The following is a 15,102-nucleotide window of genomic DNA, read 5'->3' on the forward strand; positions in this document are numbered from 1 at the left end:
GCACCGGCTTGCTGATTTTGATTGTATCATAGCATAAAATCCGCCGCCCTCGCGCGCCGGGATGCAAACATTCTGTGGAAATTTTGTGCAGAACTTGAACCGGGGGCGGGCGGTAGGATATAATAAATCAGTTAAAGCAATATATCGCAAAATTGAGAAAGCGAACGGAAAAACCAATAGATAAAGGATGTATTCGGTTTGAAAAAACTGTTTTCAATATTGGCCGCCGCTGTGCTGGGCGCTGCGGTGCTGGCCCCTTCCGCGGCAGCGGAGGACCTGCCCCAGGTGACCTGTGAGGCCTATGTGGTCATGGACGCGGACACCGGCCAGGTCATCATGGAAAAGAACCCCGACGAGGTGCTGTATCCGGCCTCGATCACCAAGATCATGACCCTGGGCCTGACCATGGAAAAAGCGCAGGGGGACTGGTCCGCTGAGCTGACCATTGACTACGACGTGGCCCACAGTCTGGAGGCCAAATCCACCCATATCGCCCTTCTGCCCGGCGAGGTGGTGAAGCTGGAGGACGTGATCTACGGCACCCAGATGGAGAGCGCCAACGACGGCGCCAACGCTTTGGCGGAATACTTCGGTGACGACGGCACCATCGCCAGCGGCGTGGAAAAGATGAACGCCAAGGCCCAGGAGCTGGGTTTGACCAACACCCACTATGCCAACCCCCACGGCCTGTATGATGAAAACCATTATACCAGCGCCCGGGATATGGCGAACCTGACCCGCTGGGCCATGCAGCAGCCGGGCTTTATGGATGTGTTCTGCCGCAACGAGGAATGGCGCATGGCGGCAACCAACCTGCAGCCCGAGCGGGCCTTCCACTGCACCGACTGGCTGCGGGTGGGCGGACCGCTGTTGTACCGGGCCTATGAAAAGGGCGGCAAAAGCGGCTTCCACGACCAGGCGGGCTACACCTATGTGGGCTATGCCGAGCAGAACGGCTTGAACCTGATCGTGGTGGTGCTCAAATCCGTGGGTCTCAACGGCAACTACAAGGACGCCGCGGCCCTGCTGGACTACGCCTTTGCCCATTACCGGCGGGTGACCATCGCCAGCCCGCAGGATACTTATGAGGTGCCGCTGGTGGGCGGCGGTCCCGAGAGCCTGGGCAACGTGCAGGTGTCCGCCCAGGGGGCCGACGTGCTGCTGAACGACGCCTTCACCGAGGCAGACGTGACCGCCCAGTTCAATATTCCCGAGCAGTACGTGCTGGGGCAGAATTTCTCTGCCACGGTCACCTATGTGCTGGCGGAAAACGCTATCCAGCCCACCGCCCTGCGCACGGTGGGGCTTTCGGTGAGCGGTCTGGAGCAGATCTTGCAGGCCAACACCTATGTGCCCCAGAAGACCGCAGGCGACGGGCGGATGTATCTGGGCATCGGCGTTGCGGTGGCCGCGGCGGCGGTTGCCATTCTGCTGGCGGCGCGCCTGGTGCGCAGCGGCGGCGGACTGCAGAGCTTTGCCGCGAAGCGGGCCCAGGAGACCGGCCTGCCCGCGGACTTCCAGATCATCACCCGCAGTAACCCGGTGAATTCCGCGCCGGTGCGCACGCTGGACGTGCGCCGCTCCTCCACCAAGGAAGGGCACGACGACCGCACCGACCTGCCCCGGCGCTGAGCGCACAAAACCATAGAATGAAGTCAGGCGGCCCGCCGCCCCAGGGAACGAAGCTTCCCGGGGCGGCGGGCTGTTTTTCTGCACTTTTGGAAAAAAAGCAAAATGCCATCCGCAGAGAGGGCAAAGCCTTTTACAGGAATTGCTGTTGCGCTTTGGGGCGGGATGGGGTAAAATATACCATGAATATGTTTGTCCTGCCGCACCGGCGGGGCGTTTACACAGCGGGAGGGAATTGCGTTGATGAACATCATGCCCAACGATCTGGGCCGCCAGTACAGCCTGCACGCGGCGGAGTATGAGGAAAAAGCCTTGCAGGTGCTGCGCAGCGGATGGTATGTGCTTGGCAAAGAGGTGGAGGCCTTTGAAAAGGAATGGGCCGCCTACATCGGCGCGAAGCACTGCGTGGGTCTGGCCAGCGGGCTGGATGCGCTGTGGATCAGCTTCCGGCTGCTGGGCGTGGGCGAGGGCGACGAGGTGATCGTCTGTTCCAATGCCTACATCGCCTGCGTGATGGGCATCTCCATGAACGGGGCCACTCCGGTGTTCGTGGAGCCGGATGAATACGACAACATCGACGCGGAAAAGATCGAAGCCGCCATTACCCCCAAAACCAAAGCCATTCTGGCGGTGCATTTGTACGGCCAGTCCTGCGACATGACCCGTATCATGGCCATTGCAAAGGCCCATGATCTGAAGGTAGTGGAGGACTGTGCCCAGAGCCACGGCAACCACTGGCAGGGCCAGACCGTGGGTACCTTCGGCGACGTGGGCTGCTTCTCCTTCTATCCCACCAAGGGCTGCGGTGCCTTCGGCGACGCGGGCTGCATTGTGACGAACAGCGATGAGCTGGCTCAGAAGTTCCGGGTCTACCGCAACTACGGCAGCGAAAAGCGCTACCACAACCAGGTGGTTGGCACCAACTCCCGGCTGGACGAGCTGCAGGCAGGTCTGCTTCGAGTGAAGCTGACCCACCTGGACGGCTTCAACGCCGAGCGTTGCACCATTGCCGATACCTACAACAGGGAATTGAAGAATCCCCATGTGCAGCTGCCCAAGATTCGTCCCGGTGCGGACTGCACCTGGCATCAGTATGTGGTGCATGTGCCGAAGGGGCGCGACGCGCTGGCCGCCTATCTGAAGGAAAAGGGCATCGGTACCATCATCCATTATCCCATCCCGCCGCACCTGTCCGAGGCGTATGCCTATCTGGGCTTCAAGGCGGGGGATCTCCCCATTGCCGAGCGCTATGCCGGCGAGGTGCTCAGTCTGCCCATGTACAACGGCATGACCGAAGAAGAGCAGCGCTATGTGATCGACGCCATCAACCAGTGGGAGCCGTGAGGAATAACAGCCGATGAAACAAAATACAAATTACGATAAGGTGAAGCTGCTGCGCTTCGGCGACCTGGGCGACGAGCGGGGCAGTCTGATCGTGGTGGAGGGCGAGCGGGATGTTCCTTTCGCCATCCAGCGAGTGTTCTATATCTACGGCAGCGACGCCACCGTGATGCGGGGCCAGCACGCCAACCGGAACACCGAGTTTGTGCTGGTGAACGTGGCGGGCAAGAGCAAGGTCCGCGTGGACGACGGCCTGGGCCGCGAGCAGGTCTATCATCTGGACCAGCCCAACACCGGCATTTACATCCCCCGCATGGTGTGGAAGGATATGTATGATTTTTCGCCGGACAGTGTGCTGCTGGTGCTTTGCAGCGAACACTACGATGGAGAGGAATACATTCGCGACTACGAGGCGTTCCGGGCCGAGATGGCCCGCGAAAGCGAATCGGACCGCTGAGAGCCAAAACAACAAAACAAGGAGACATACGAAAATGGGGAAGTTTACGTTTGTTGAGACCGGACTGCCCGGTGTGCTGGTGATCGAGCCCACCGTATTCGGTGACGCCCGGGGCTACTTTATGGAGACCTTCCAGAAGGAAGAGTTCGCCGCCGCCGGCATCACCAACGAGTTCGTGCAGGACAACCAGTCCAAGTCCAGCCGAGGCGTGCTGCGGGGGCTGCATTTCCAGAAGGAGCATACCCAGGGCAAGCTGGTCCGTGTGACCAAGGGTGAGGTGTTCGACGTGGCGGTGGACTGCCGCCCGAACAGCGCCACCTTCGGCAAATGGGTGGGCGTGACCCTGAGCGACGAGAACAAAAAGCAGTTCTACGTGCCCAAGGGCTTTGCTCACGGCTTCCTGGTGCTGAGCGACGAGGCCGAGTTCTGCTACAAATGCACCGATTATTACGACCCCACTGCCGAGGGCGGCATCCCCTACAACGATCCCACCGTGAATGTGGAATGGCCGGACTGCGGCTGCGAGTATCTGCTGAGCGAAAAGGACAAAAAGCACGAGCCCTTTGCCGCCCAGAGCTTTGATTATTTTAACAAGTGGTAAGGGAGCGCCGGTATGCTGAAACTTTATGTGCAGGACTTTTTGCGCTACCGCTACCTGCTTTACAATCTGATCAGCCGTGATTTCAAGCTGAAATACCGCCGCAGTGTGCTGGGCGTTGCCTGGAGCGTGCTCAACCCGCTGATGATGTGTGCGGTGATGTTCGTGATCTTCAACACCCTCATGGCAGGCATGCGGGGCGAGGGCATCGAGAACTTTGCGGTGTATCTGGTGATCGGCCAGCTGCTGTTCAATTTCTTCCGCGAGTCCACCACCATGGCCATGTCCAGCGTGATGAACAACGCCATGCTGCTGCGCAAGGTCTATATCCCCAAATACATCTTCCCGCTGCAGAAGATCTGCTTCGGCCTGGTGAACTGCCTGTTCAGTTTCATCGCCCTCATCATCGTGATGCTCATCACCCGGGCGCGGCTGTATCCCACCATCCTGCTGGGGCTGTATCCGCTGCTGATGCTGGCGGTGTTCAGCCTGGGCATCGGCATGATCCTGGCCGCCATGGCGGTGTTCTTCCGGGATGTGATCCATCTGTGGGAGGTATTCACCACCATCCTCATGTGGTTCTCGGCCATCTTCTACACCCCCGAGCAGTTCGGAAACGCCCTGCTGGAGGGTCTGATCGCCCTGAACCCCCTGTACCAGTACATCACCGCCTTCCGCGATACCGTGATGTACGGCCAGCTGCTGAGCGGCGCACAGATTCTGATCTGCGCCGCCTGGGCTCTGGTCATGCTGGCGCTGGGCATGTTCGTGTTCAAAAAGACCCAGGATAAATTCGTTCTGTATATGTAAGGAGGCGCGGGAAATTGCAGCAGCCCATTATCGAAGTCAATAACGTTTCCATGCGCTTCAACCTGGCCAAGGAAAAAAGCGAGAGCTTAAAAGAGTATTTTTTGCAGCTGGTCAAGGGCAAATTGCGGTTTGACGAGTTTTTTGCCCTGAAGGACGTGAGCCTCTCGGTTCAGCCCGGCGATTTTTACGGCCTGATCGGTCTGAACGGCAGCGGCAAATCCACCCTGCTCAAGGTTATCTCCGGCGTATATAAGCCCAGCAGCGGCAGCTGTAAGGTGCGGGGCACCGTTGCGCCCCTGATCGAGCTGGGCGCGGGCTTTGACATGGACCTGACCGCCCGGGAGAACATCTACCTGAACGGTACCGTTCTGGGCTTCAGCCCCAAATACATCGACGCTCATTTTGAGGAGATCGTGGAATTCAGCGAGCTGCGGGACTTTCTGGACGTGCCGCTGAAGAACTACTCCAGCGGCATGGTGGCCCGTCTGGCCTTTGCGGTGGCAACCATCACCAAGCCGGACGTGCTCATTGCCGACGAGATTCTGGCGGTGGGCGACTTTCTGTTCCAGGAAAAGTGCGAGCAGCGCATGCAGAAGCTGATGAGCGGCGGCACCACCGTGATTCTGGTGAGCCACTCCATCGAGCAGATCGAGCGCATGTGCAACAAGGTGGCCTGGCTGGAGCATGGCCGCATCAAGATGAACGGCCCCACCGAGGAGGTCTGCGAGGCCTATAAGCAGACCACCCGGGAAGACGACAAAATCTAACAATACACAGCCAAGGCGGCGGGGGAGATGACTCCCTTGCTTTCCCTTGGCTGTTTTCAAAAGGAATGTGCGAAATGGCAAAGCAAAACAACAACCAGCCTCTGCCCGCGGACGTTGCCCAAAAGGACAGCGTGGGCGGTATGGCAAAGCGCCTGCTGGATCCGGCCCATGTGAAGCAGCTGGCCGCCTGGTGCGCGCAGGTGGCGAAAGAGGAGGGCGGCCAGGCCCTGTGGCGGGAGATCAGCTTCCGGGTGAACCTGGCGATGCACCGGGATACCTGGCAGTACCGGGCGGACCTGCCCACCCGCCGGATGCTCAAACGCCAGCGGGCCGAGGGTGTGCCCGGCGGGCCGAAGATCAGTGTGGTGGTGCCCCTTTACAACACTCCGCTGCCCTTTTTGAAGCAGATGATCGAGAGCGTGACCGGCCAGAGCTACCAGAACTGGCAGCTGGTACTGGCCGACGCCTCGGACGAGGCCCATGCCCAGGTGAGCGCGGTGGCCCGGAAATATGCCGCAAAGGACAGCCGCATCACCTACCAGAAGCTGGCGGAAAACCAGGGCATCGCGGGCAACACCAACCAGGGCTTCGCGCTGGCAAATGGCGACTGGCTGACCCTGCTGGATCACGACGACGTGCTCTACCGCAACGCTCTGTATGAGGTGGCGAAGGCCGCCGTGGCGGGCGCGGATTTCGTCTACTCGGACGAGATCGTGCTCAGCGCGGATTTAAAGCATCTGGTGGACTACCACTTCAAGCCGGACTTTGAGCCGGACTATCTGCGGGGCTGCAACTACATCACCCATCTGGCCGCTTTTTCCCGGGGGCTGTTTGAGGCCACCGGCGGCGGGGAACGGGCGGAGTACGACGGCAGCCAGGACTTCGAGCTGATCCTGCGGCTCACCGAGAAAGCCAGGAAAATCGTGCACATCCCCTATGCGCTATACATCTGGCGCAGTCACGCCGCCTCCACCGCCTCCTCCATGGACGCCAAGCCCTACGCGCTGGCGGCGGGCGAGCGGGCCCTCAATGACCATCTGAAGCGGGTGGGCCTTGCGGGCGAGGCGACCCGAATTCCGGGCTGCCCCGGCGCCTACCGGGTGCGGTATGAACTGACCGGCACACCGCTCGTCAGCATCATGATTCCCAACAAGGACCATGCGGAGGACCTGTCCCGCTGCCTGGAAAGCCTGTATAAATACGCGGGCTACAGCCGGTTTGAGGTCATCGTGATCGAGAACAACTCCACCGACCCGGACACCTTCGCATATTATGAGAAGGCAAAGCAGCAGTTTGCGAATCTGCAGGTGGTGAAGTACGAGGGCGGGTTCAATTTCTCCGCCATCAACAACTTCGGCCGCAAATTTGCAAAGGGCGAGCAGCTGCTGCTTTTGAACAACGACGTGGAGCTGCTCAGCGAGGGCTTCCTGGCCGAGATGCTCATGTACAGTCAGCGGCCGGACGTGGGCTGCGTGGGTGCGAAGCTCTACTTCCCGGACGATACCATCCAGCACGCCGGCGTGTTCCTGGGCATCAACGGCACCGCGGGCCACAGTCACAAGAGCCACCCCCGCGCCTCGGCGGGCGATCTGTACCGGCTGGCCACCCCCCAGGACCTGATGGCAGTGACCGGCGCCTGCCTGATGGTGAAGGCGGAGCTGTACGACGCCTGCGGCGGCCTGGACGAGGAAAAATTCGCCGTGGCCTACAACGACATCGACCTGTGCCTGAAGCTCTGGCAGCAGGGGCTTTTGAATGTGTTCACCCCCTTTGCCGAGGCCTACCACCACGAAAGCAAGAGCCGCGGTCTGGATACCCTGAGCGAGAACGCCAAGCGCTACGAGCGGGAAAAGGCGAACTTCATCGAGAAGTACACCCACCTTATCCAGAAGGGCGACCCCTACTACAACCGGCATTTCAACCTGCTGTTTGAAAATTACGGCCTCAAATAAGGCAGTCCGCAATCCATTTGAAATCCATCAAAGGAGAGGAACCTCCATTGAATCTGAAAGTGAAACGCATCAAAGAACTGATGGCCTATACCCTCCAGGTGCTGAAAGAAGAGGGAATCGTGCCGGTACTGCGCCGGGCTGTCGGCTTCATCAAGCGGCGCTTCTTCGGCAAAAAGGCCCGCTATCTGCCCAAAAAGCAGGTATTGGAGGCCCAGCGCAAGGAATGCGCCCAGGGCGCGCCCGGGCCGGTGATCTCCATCTGTGTACCGCTGTACAATACGCCGGAACCCTTCCTGCGCCAGCTGTTGGACAGCGTGCTGAATCAGACCAGTCCCGGCTGGGAGCTGTGTCTGGCGGACGCCTCCGACGACGCCCACCGCCCGGCGGTGAAAAAACTGGTGGACGCGGCGGCCCAGAAGGCGGGCGAGCGCATCCGCTATAAGGCGATCGAGAACAAGGGCATCAGCCACAACACCAACCATGCGGCGGCGCTGGCCACCGGGGAATATCTGGCCCTGACGGACCACGACGATGTGCTGGCCCCTCACGCCATCTATACTGTGCAGAAGGCCATTGCCGAGACCGGCGCGGCCTTCCTGTACAGCGACGAGGCCCTGTTCACCAAAAAGATCGAGAAGCCCACGGTGGGCCACTTCAAGCCGGACTACGCCCCGGACTATCTGCTCTGCTGCAACTACATCTGCCATCTGGCGGTGTTCCGCCGGTCGGAATTTCTGGCGGTGGGCGGCGAGCGGCCGGAGTGCGACGGCAGCCAGGACCACGATTTGTTCCTGCGGCTGCTGGAGCGGCTGGAGCCCGCTCAGATCTGTCATATCCCCCAGGTGCTTTACTACTGGCGGGTGCACGCGGCCAGCACCAGCGGCGGCGTGGCGGCCAAGCCCTATGTGGCCAAGGCGGCGAAAAAGGCCATCGCGGACCACCTGCAGCGCACTGGCCAGCAGGGCGAGGTGAAGGACGGCATCTTCCCCAGCACCTACAAGGTGGACTGGGTCATCCCCGGCGAGCCGCTGGTGAGCATCCTGATTCCCAACAAGGACCACACCGACGATCTGGAAAAGTGCCTTGCCTCGGTTTACGGAAAAACCACCTGGCAGCGCTTTGAAGTCATCGTGATCGAGAACAACTCCACCGATCCGGCCACCTTCGAGTATTATGAAAAGGCCAAGGAGCGGTTTGCCAACCTGCAGGTGGTAAAGTTCGAGGGAGGATTCAACTTCTCCGCCATCAATAACTTCGGCCGCAAATTTGCCAAGGGCGAATATCTGCTGCTGCTCAACAACGATGTGGAAATCATCGACGGCGAGTGGCTCACCGAGATGCTCATGCAGGCAAGCCGCCCCGGCGCGGCCATCTGCGGCGCCATGCTCTATTACCCGGACGATACCATCCAGCACGCGGGCATCATCACCGGTCTGGGCGGCTACGCGGGCCACAGCCACAAGTACAAAAAGGCGGGGGGCAGCGGTTATATGTTCCGGCTGGCCACCGTGCAGGACTTTTCCGCCGTCACCGCCGCCTGCCTGCTGGTGCGCAGCCAGGTGTACGACGAGATGGGCGGCCTGGACGAGGGCTTCACCGTTGCCTTCAACGACGTGGACTTCTGTTTACGGGTGCGGGATGCGGGTTACCGAATCATCTGGACCCCCTACGCCCGGCTGTATCACTACGAGAGCAAGAGCCGGGGCAGCGACGAGAAGGACAAGGCGAAAAAGGAGCGGTTCGCCACCGAGCAAAAGCGCCTGACCGACCGCTTCACCCGCCACGGCCTGACCCACGACCCCTACTACAATCCCAGTCTGACCCTGGACCGGGAGGATTTTTCCGAGAGCGCCGATCTGCGGAATCTGAAGGACCCGCAGACCGCCCTGTAAAAGAGAGGCAATGCAATGAAAAAGCTTTCGCGCTGCAGGGCCCGGTTCTCCATCCGGGCCTTCTGGGCGGGCATGGCGCTGGTGATCGCCGGCGGCTGCCTGCAGCAGTTCCTCCTGTTTGAGCTGGGTTTGGCGGCTGTGGTGGCCGCCTGGATGGTCAAACGATTCGGGCTGCGCTGCCCTCACTGCGGCTACCCCGGCGTTCTGCCCCGCTGGAAGGGCAAGGGCGGTTGCATCCGCTGCGGCCGCACCGTGGAATTTGACGACTGACCGGTTTTAAACCGGCAGAACAATACCCCAAAAAAAGAGGTGTATCCTATGGAATTCAAGATCAACGAAAACAGCATCGTATACGGCGACGAGACCCGGGAACTGGCCCGGATCACCTTCCCCCAGGTAGCGCCCGGCGTGGTGGACATCGACCACACCTTCGTGGGCGAGGAGCTGCGGGGCCAGGGTATGGCCGGTCAGCTGATGGAGCAGTGCGTGGCCCAGCTGCGCGCCAGCGGCCGCAAGGCCCGCACCAGCTGCAGCTATGCCGCCAAGTGGTTCGAAAAGCACCCCGAGGAAGCGGACCTGCTGGACAAGTAAGACAAGCGAAAAAAGGCCGCCGGTTTTCCCTGAACAGGGAAGACCGGCGGCCTTTGTTTTGTGCTGCCTTATTTCTTTTTGGGGCGTCGGGGGCCATAGCCTGTCTTTTTGGGGGCCGGGCTGCGCTTTGCCTCGCCTGCTTTGCGGGGCGCCTTTTCAAAGACGCCATTTTTCGGCGCCGGTCCTTTCTTGATCGGGGGCTGCTTTTTGCGCACGCTCCAGCCGAAGGTGCCAAGCTCCTCGCCCAGGCTGTAATACTGGCCGTGGGCGTAGGCCAGCAGGCCCGCTCGCTCCAGATGCAGTTTGCCTGCCGCGTCCAGCAGGTTTTCGCTCACGTTTACGGCTACCACGTCCGCCAGAAACAGATCGTGGGTGCCCAGCGGAATCTGCTGGAATACCTTGCATTCCAGATTCACCGGGCTTTCTCCCACCAGGGGGCAGCCCACCTGGCTGGCAGGCAGGGCGGTCAGGTTCATGGCCTCGAATTTGTTCACATCCCGGCCGCTTTTCACGCCGCACCAGTCCACGGCCCGGGCCAGGGCGGTGGTGGGCAGATTGATCACGAACTCGCCGCTTTGCTGAATCAGTCCGTAGCTGTGGCGGCTGGGCCGCACCGAGATGGAAACCCGGGGCGGGTGGGTGTTCACGATGCCCGCCCAGGCCACGGTGAACACGTTGGGGGCTTCCGGTGTGCCGCAGCTGACCAGAACCGGGGGAATGGGGCCCAGCAGCACGCTGCCCTTCCAGGTGATCTTGTTCATTTGTCCTCCTTATCGGGGAAGGTGGTCTCGCTGATGATGAACCGGGGACGCTGTTTGGTCTCCAGATAGATTTTGCCGATGTACTCACCGATCACGCCCAGGCACAGCAGCTGGATGCCGCCCATGAAGCAGACGATGCTGGTGGTAGAGGCCCAGCCTGCCACCGTGCTGCCCAGAATGGCTTCTACCACGGCCCAGATCACACCCAGGAAGCTGATGACGGAAATCAGCGCGCCGAAGCCGGTAATCAGCCGAATGGGCTTCACCGACAGGCTGGTGATGCCGTCGAAGGCAAGGGCCAGCATTTTTTTCAGGGGATAGTGGCTCTCGCCCGCGATGCGCTCGGCCCGCTCATAATATACGCTGGTGCTCTTGAAGCCCACCAGCGGCACCATGCCACGCAGGAAGATGTTGACCTCCTTGAAGTTGGCGAACTCATTCAGCACCCGGCTGCTCATGAGCCGGTAGTCCGCGTGGTTGAACACCACCTGCGCGCCCATCCAGTTCATCAGCTTGTAGAAGCCCTCGGCGGTGAAGCGCTTGAAGAAGGTATCGGTGTCCCGCTTGGAGCGCACGCCGTATACCACCTCGCAGCCGTCCCAGTAGGCATCCACCATGGCATCCATGGCGTTGATATCGTCCTGGCCGTCGCAGTCGATGCTGATGGTGATGTCGCACCGGTCCTTCACGGTCATCAGACCGCCCAGCAGGGCATTCTGGTGGCCCCGGTTGCGGGAAAGGCAGACGCCTTCAAAGTGCTCGTCGCTTTTGGCCAGATCCTGGATGATGTTCCAGGTGTTGTCCTTGGAGCCGTCGTTCACAAAGACCACCCGACTCTCGGGGGCCACCCGGCCCTTTTCAATCAGACTGGTGATCTTTTCCAGGAACATGCCGCTGGTCACCGGCAGGACCTCCTGCTCGTTGTAGCAGGGGATCACAATGTATAAAACAGGGGCTTTCATGGCAGAAATCTCTCCTTTTAACAGTGATATTGGCGGGTCAGCTCCGCCTTATTCAGCAGCTTGAAGCTGTTTTTGTAGGTTTCAATCAGGCCCTCGTCCCGCATGCGGGAGATCTCCCGGCTCAGAGCACTGCGCTCGCAGTTCAGGTAATCCGCCAGCCCGGCACGGGAGAAGGGGATGGTGAAGGTGTCGGCCCCGGCCCGGGCGGATTCCTCCAGCAGATAGGCGCACAGCTTGCTGCGCAGGCTTTTCAGAATCAGCAGGTCTACCCGGCGGTTCAGAGCAAAGTATTTGTCGGAAATGGTGCACACCAGATTCTGCATCAGCTGAAAATGGCTGCCGTGCATCCGGGCGCAGGGGTGCAAAATCTTCTGGTAGGGCACAAACAGCACCTGGCAGTCGGTCTTGGCGATCACCGTGACCGGGCTTTTGGTGCTGCTGCCGCTGAGTACGTCGCCGAACAGGCTGCCCGGCTCCATCAGGGTGATGGCCACGCTGCCGCCGTCCGGCGTGTTTTTCACCGCCTCCACCTGACCGGCCAGCACGATGCCCACGTCCCGCATCTCATAGCCGGAAAGCAGCACGATCTCGCCCTTGGAAAAGGCGCGGGCGGCGGGCTGGAAGCACTCCATCGTCATGCGCAGCTCCGCCAGGCTCAGGCCACGGAACAGGGTGGTTTGCAGCAGGATGGGAAGGTGATCTTCCAATAGAATGGAATTGCGCATGGCATTGGCTCCTTTGTGCGGGTGGTTGGTTGCCGCCGCAACGGCATAATTTCTTTTATTATAGTAGAATACAAATAAAAAGGCAAACCGGATCTTTACCGGAACAACTGCCCAGAAGGAGAGAACTTTCATGAAACGTTTGTTGAGCATGGTAATGGCGGCCGCAATGGCCCTGAGCCTGGCTGCCTGCGGCGGCGCCGGCGCTTCCAGCACTGCTTCTTCTCAGGCTGCGTCCAGCGCGCCTGCCTCCAGCCAGGCGGAAAGCGTCCCCGCTTCCTCCGCAGCAAGTGCTTCCGAGAATACCGCAGCTTCGGGCGAAGCCATGCGCATTGCGGGCCTGCAGGGCCCCACCACCATGGGTATGGTCAAGCTGATGAAGGACCAGGAAAGCATGGAGAGCCCCCTGTACAACGTGACCATGTACGGCGCGGCCGATGAGATCGTGCCGCTGCTCACCAAGGGCGAGCTGGACGCGGCGGCCATCCCCGCCAACCTGGCCGCCACCCTGTACCAGAAGACCGAGGGCAAGATCCAGGTGGCTGCGGTGAACACCCTGGGTGTTCTGTATGTGGTGACCACCGGTGACGAGGTGGCCAGCGTGGCCGACCTGGCCGGCAAGACCATCTATTCCACCGGCAAGGGAACTACCCCTGAGTATGTGCTCAACTACATCCTCACCGAAAACGGCATCGATCCGGCCAAGGATGTGACCATCGAGTACAAGAGCGAGGCCACCGAGGTGCTGGCTACCCTGCAGAGCGCGGGCGAGGGCGCCGTGGCGGTTCTGCCCCAGCCCTATGTGACTGCTGCCCAGGCCCAGGTGGAGGGCCTGACCGTGGCGCTGGACCTGACCGAGGAATGGAACAAGATCGACCCGGATTCCCAGCTGATCACCGGCGTGCTGGCCGTGCGCAGCGACTACGCCCAGCAGCATCCCGAGGAGCTGGAGGTTTTCCTGGCGGACTACCGCAGCAGCATTGAGTGGGTGACCGCCAACACCGCCGACGCGGCCCAGCTGGTGGCGGAGTACGGCATCGTGGCCAAGGCTCCCCTGGCCGAAAAGGCCCTGCCTGCCTGCAACATCACCTACATGGACGGCGCGGACATGAAGCAGGCCCTGAGCGGCTATCTGGACGTGCTGTACCAGCAGGACGCTGCCTCGGTGGGCGGTGCGCTGCCGGGCGACGACTTCTACTATGGAGTGGAATAAACGAGGTAAACAAGCGGCCGCCATCCTGTTTTGGGTGGCGGTCTGGCAGTTTGCGGCCATGGCGATCCCCCAGAAGTTTCTGCTGGCCTCCCCGCTGGAAACCCTGGAAAAGCTGGCGGGCCTTGTGCCCACCGCCGTGTTCTGGCAGCGGGTGAGCTTCAGCGCCCTGCGCATTCTGGCGGGCTTTTTCAGCGCGCTGGCGGCGGGCGTGGTGCTGGCGGCGGCCAGCGCCTGGCTGGAACCGGTGCGGGTGCTGATCCGGCCGCTGATGCAGCTAATCAAGGCGGTTCCGGTGGCCAGCTTCATCATTCTGGCCCTTTTGTGGGTGCGCAGCGCCAACCTGGCGGTGCTCATCAGTTTTCTGATGGTGCTGCCCGTGGTGTACACCGCGGTGCTGGAGGGCATCCAGCAGACCGACCGGCAGCTGCTGGAGATGGCCAAGGTGTTCCGGATTCCCTTTTCCCGGGCGCTGGGAGCCATCTGGCTGTCCCAGGTCTGGCCTTATTTTGTGCAGAGCTGCACCGTGGGCATGGGCCTTGCCTGGAAAAGCGGCATCGCCGCCGAGGTCATCGGCCTGCCGGGCGGCAGCATCGGCGAGGCGCTGTATCAGGCGAAGCTCTATCTGGAAACCGGCGAGCTGTTTGCCTGGACGGCGGTGATCGTGCTGGTAAGCGGTGTGTTTGAAGCGGTGTTCGTCCGGCTGCTGGCGGCAGCGGGCAGGCGGATGGAAGGAGGCGGCGCATGAAGGCGGTGCTGAACGGCGTGAGCAAGCGCTACGGGGACCAGTGGGTGCTGCGGGATCTGAACCTGACCCTGGAGGGAGCCAACGTTCTGATGGCGCCCTCCGGCCGGGGAAAGACCACCCTGGCCCGGCTGCTTTTGGGGCTGGAAACGCCGGATGCGGGCCGGGTGGAAACCGACGGCCGGATCGTGGCCCAGTTCCAGGAGGACCGGCTCTGCGGCCAGCTCACAGCGGTGGGCAATGTGGCCCTGTGCTGCCCCCAGCTGCGCCCGAAAGAGATTGAAGCGGCGCTGGCGGCGCTGGGCCTTTGCGAAGAGGACTGGTCCAAGCCCGCGCGGCAGCTGTCCGGCGGGCAGGCCCGGCGGGTGGCATTGGCCCGGGCGGTGCTGGCCCCGGCAGAGGGCGTGATTCTGGACGAGCCTTTTAAGGGGCTGGACGAGGAAACCCGGCAGCGGGCCATGGACTGGGTACGCCAGATGCTCAAAGGCCGCTGGCTGCTGCTCATTACCCACGACGAGCAGGAGGCCGAGGCCTTCGGCGGAGCCAGCGTGGGAATTTCATAATTGTAGAAACTGGATAGAAAGCAAACAGATTGTATCAGGCGATTTTGCCCGCACTCCCACTTGGAATTGTGCGGTATTGCCTAAAATTTACAATCTGTTTGC

16 protein-coding genes are annotated in these 15,102 nt (G+C 61.1%); 13 read left to right on the forward strand and 3 right to left on the reverse strand.

What is annotated here, in order from left to right:
• The first annotated feature begins 198 nt into the window (after positions 1-198).
• From B5G03_RS10220 to B5G03_RS10265, 10 genes are all read left to right on the forward strand, one after another.
• On the forward strand, positions 199-1,632 hold the full coding sequence (locus B5G03_RS10220) for a D-alanyl-D-alanine carboxypeptidase family protein (protein ID WP_087181603.1): 1,434 nt from the start codon (positions 199-201) through the stop codon (positions 1,630-1,632).
• A 240-nt stretch (positions 1,633-1,872) separates the two neighbouring features.
• Positions 1,873-2,973: a DegT/DnrJ/EryC1/StrS family aminotransferase gene (locus B5G03_RS10225; protein ID WP_087181604.1), complete on the forward strand. Its 1,101-nt coding sequence runs from the start codon at positions 1,873-1,875 to the stop codon at positions 2,971-2,973.
• Between the two features lie 13 nt (positions 2,974-2,986).
• Positions 2,987-3,427, forward strand: coding sequence for a sugar 3,4-ketoisomerase (locus tag B5G03_RS10230; protein ID WP_087181605.1), 441 nt, complete (start codon positions 2,987-2,989; stop codon positions 3,425-3,427).
• 34 nt (positions 3,428-3,461) lie between these two features.
• Complete coding sequence (gene rfbC / locus B5G03_RS10235; protein WP_087181606.1) at positions 3,462-4,028, forward strand: dTDP-4-dehydrorhamnose 3,5-epimerase; 567 nt, start codon at positions 3,462-3,464, stop codon at positions 4,026-4,028.
• 12 nt (positions 4,029-4,040) lie between these two features.
• A complete protein-coding gene (locus tag B5G03_RS10240) occupies positions 4,041-4,835 on the forward strand; it encodes an ABC transporter permease (protein ID WP_087181607.1) in 795 nt (264 codons plus the stop codon).
• A gap of 50 nt (positions 4,836-4,885) precedes the next feature.
• Positions 4,886-5,602 carry an ABC transporter ATP-binding protein gene (locus B5G03_RS10245; RefSeq protein ID WP_087181651.1) on the forward strand — a complete coding sequence of 239 codons (717 nt, stop codon included), beginning with the start codon at positions 4,886-4,888 and terminating at the stop codon, positions 5,600-5,602.
• Between the two features lie 74 nt (positions 5,603-5,676).
• Positions 5,677-7,554 carry a glycosyltransferase family 2 protein gene (locus tag B5G03_RS10250; RefSeq protein WP_087181608.1) on the forward strand — a complete coding sequence of 626 codons (1,878 nt, stop codon included), beginning with the start codon at positions 5,677-5,679 and terminating at the stop codon, positions 7,552-7,554.
• 47 nt (positions 7,555-7,601) lie between these two features.
• Entirely contained in the window at positions 7,602-9,446 is a 1,845-nt protein-coding gene (locus B5G03_RS10255; RefSeq protein WP_087181609.1) for a glycosyltransferase family 2 protein, read from the forward strand.
• Positions 9,447-9,461: 15 nt separating this feature from the next.
• Positions 9,462-9,716, forward strand: a complete 255-nt coding sequence (locus tag B5G03_RS10260) for a hypothetical protein (protein WP_087181610.1) — start codon at positions 9,462-9,464, stop codon at positions 9,714-9,716.
• 48 nt (positions 9,717-9,764) lie between these two features.
• Complete coding sequence (locus B5G03_RS10265) at positions 9,765-10,037, forward strand: GNAT family N-acetyltransferase (RefSeq protein ID WP_058965350.1); 273 nt, start codon at positions 9,765-9,767, stop codon at positions 10,035-10,037.
• Between the two features lie 68 nt (positions 10,038-10,105).
• On the opposite strand, the gene B5G03_RS10270 is transcribed toward B5G03_RS10265, so the two are convergent.
• From B5G03_RS10270 to B5G03_RS10280, 3 genes are read right to left on the reverse strand one after another with little or no spacing between them, the layout of a single operon-like run.
• Entirely contained in the window at positions 10,106-10,798 is a 693-nt protein-coding gene (locus B5G03_RS10270) for a flavin reductase family protein (RefSeq protein ID WP_087181611.1), read from the reverse strand.
• Complete coding sequence (locus B5G03_RS10275) at positions 10,795-11,760, reverse strand: glycosyltransferase family 2 protein (RefSeq protein ID WP_087181612.1); 966 nt, start codon at positions 11,758-11,760, stop codon at positions 10,795-10,797. Before B5G03_RS10275 ends, B5G03_RS10270 begins: the two co-directional genes overlap by 4 nt.
• Positions 11,761-11,777: 17 nt before the next feature.
• Positions 11,778-12,485, reverse strand: a complete 708-nt coding sequence (locus tag B5G03_RS10280) for a Crp/Fnr family transcriptional regulator (RefSeq protein WP_242962397.1) — start codon at positions 12,483-12,485, stop codon at positions 11,778-11,780.
• Between the two features lie 130 nt (positions 12,486-12,615).
• Here B5G03_RS10280 and B5G03_RS10285 point away from each other — a divergent pair, with 130 nt between their 5' ends.
• Genes B5G03_RS10285 through B5G03_RS10295 form a run of 3 tightly spaced genes read left to right on the forward strand, consistent with a single transcriptional unit; the run spans position 12,616 to position 15,000 of the window.
• Complete coding sequence (locus B5G03_RS10285; RefSeq protein ID WP_087181613.1) at positions 12,616-13,695, forward strand: ABC transporter substrate-binding protein; 1,080 nt, start codon at positions 12,616-12,618, stop codon at positions 13,693-13,695.
• Positions 13,682-14,440 (forward strand): ABC transporter permease, encoded by a 759-nt coding sequence (locus B5G03_RS10290; RefSeq protein ID WP_087181614.1) that lies wholly within the window; start codon positions 13,682-13,684, stop codon positions 14,438-14,440. The genes B5G03_RS10285 and B5G03_RS10290 overlap by 14 nt, the downstream gene beginning before the upstream one ends.
• Positions 14,437-15,000 (forward strand): ATP-binding cassette domain-containing protein, encoded by a 564-nt coding sequence (locus B5G03_RS10295; RefSeq protein ID WP_087181615.1) that lies wholly within the window; start codon positions 14,437-14,439, stop codon positions 14,998-15,000. Before B5G03_RS10290 ends, B5G03_RS10295 begins: the two co-directional genes overlap by 4 nt.
• The last annotated feature ends 102 nt before the right edge of the window (positions 15,001-15,102 follow it).

This window comes from Gemmiger sp. An50, from assembly GCF_002161595.1.
Taxonomy (GTDB): Bacteria; Bacillota; Clostridia; order Oscillospirales; family Ruminococcaceae; genus Allofournierella.

Excerpts from the sequence above, each read along its gene's own strand:
- B5G03_RS10285 (WP_087181613.1), top strand. The coding sequence starts at position 12,616 with ATGAAACGTTTGTTGAGCATGGTAATGGCGGCCGCAATGGCCCTGAGC.
- B5G03_RS10240 (WP_087181607.1), top strand. The coding sequence starts at position 4,041 with ATGCTGAAACTTTATGTGCAGGACTTTTTGCGCTACCGCTACCTGCTT.
- B5G03_RS10265 (WP_058965350.1), top strand. The coding sequence starts at position 9,765 with ATGGAATTCAAGATCAACGAAAACAGCATCGTATACGGCGACGAGACC.
- B5G03_RS10290 (WP_087181614.1), top strand. The coding sequence starts at position 13,682 with ATGGAGTGGAATAAACGAGGTAAACAAGCGGCCGCCATCCTGTTTTGG.
- B5G03_RS10280 (WP_242962397.1), bottom strand. The coding sequence starts at position 12,485 with ATGCGCAATTCCATTCTATTGGAAGATCACCTTCCCATCCTGCTGCAA.
- B5G03_RS10225 (WP_087181604.1), top strand. The coding sequence starts at position 1,873 with ATGAACATCATGCCCAACGATCTGGGCCGCCAGTACAGCCTGCACGCG.
- B5G03_RS10275 (WP_087181612.1), bottom strand. The coding sequence starts at position 11,760 with ATGAAAGCCCCTGTTTTATACATTGTGATCCCCTGCTACAACGAGCAG.
- B5G03_RS10295 (WP_087181615.1), top strand. The coding sequence starts at position 14,437 with ATGAAGGCGGTGCTGAACGGCGTGAGCAAGCGCTACGGGGACCAGTGG.
- B5G03_RS10270 (WP_087181611.1), bottom strand. The coding sequence starts at position 10,798 with ATGAACAAGATCACCTGGAAGGGCAGCGTGCTGCTGGGCCCCATTCCC.
- B5G03_RS10260 (WP_087181610.1), top strand. The coding sequence starts at position 9,462 with ATGAAAAAGCTTTCGCGCTGCAGGGCCCGGTTCTCCATCCGGGCCTTC.
- B5G03_RS10250 (WP_087181608.1), top strand. The coding sequence starts at position 5,677 with ATGGCAAAGCAAAACAACAACCAGCCTCTGCCCGCGGACGTTGCCCAA.
- rfbC (WP_087181606.1), top strand. The coding sequence starts at position 3,462 with ATGGGGAAGTTTACGTTTGTTGAGACCGGACTGCCCGGTGTGCTGGTG.
- B5G03_RS10245 (WP_087181651.1), top strand. The coding sequence starts at position 4,886 with ATGCGCTTCAACCTGGCCAAGGAAAAAAGCGAGAGCTTAAAAGAGTAT.
- B5G03_RS10230 (WP_087181605.1), top strand. The coding sequence starts at position 2,987 with ATGAAACAAAATACAAATTACGATAAGGTGAAGCTGCTGCGCTTCGGC.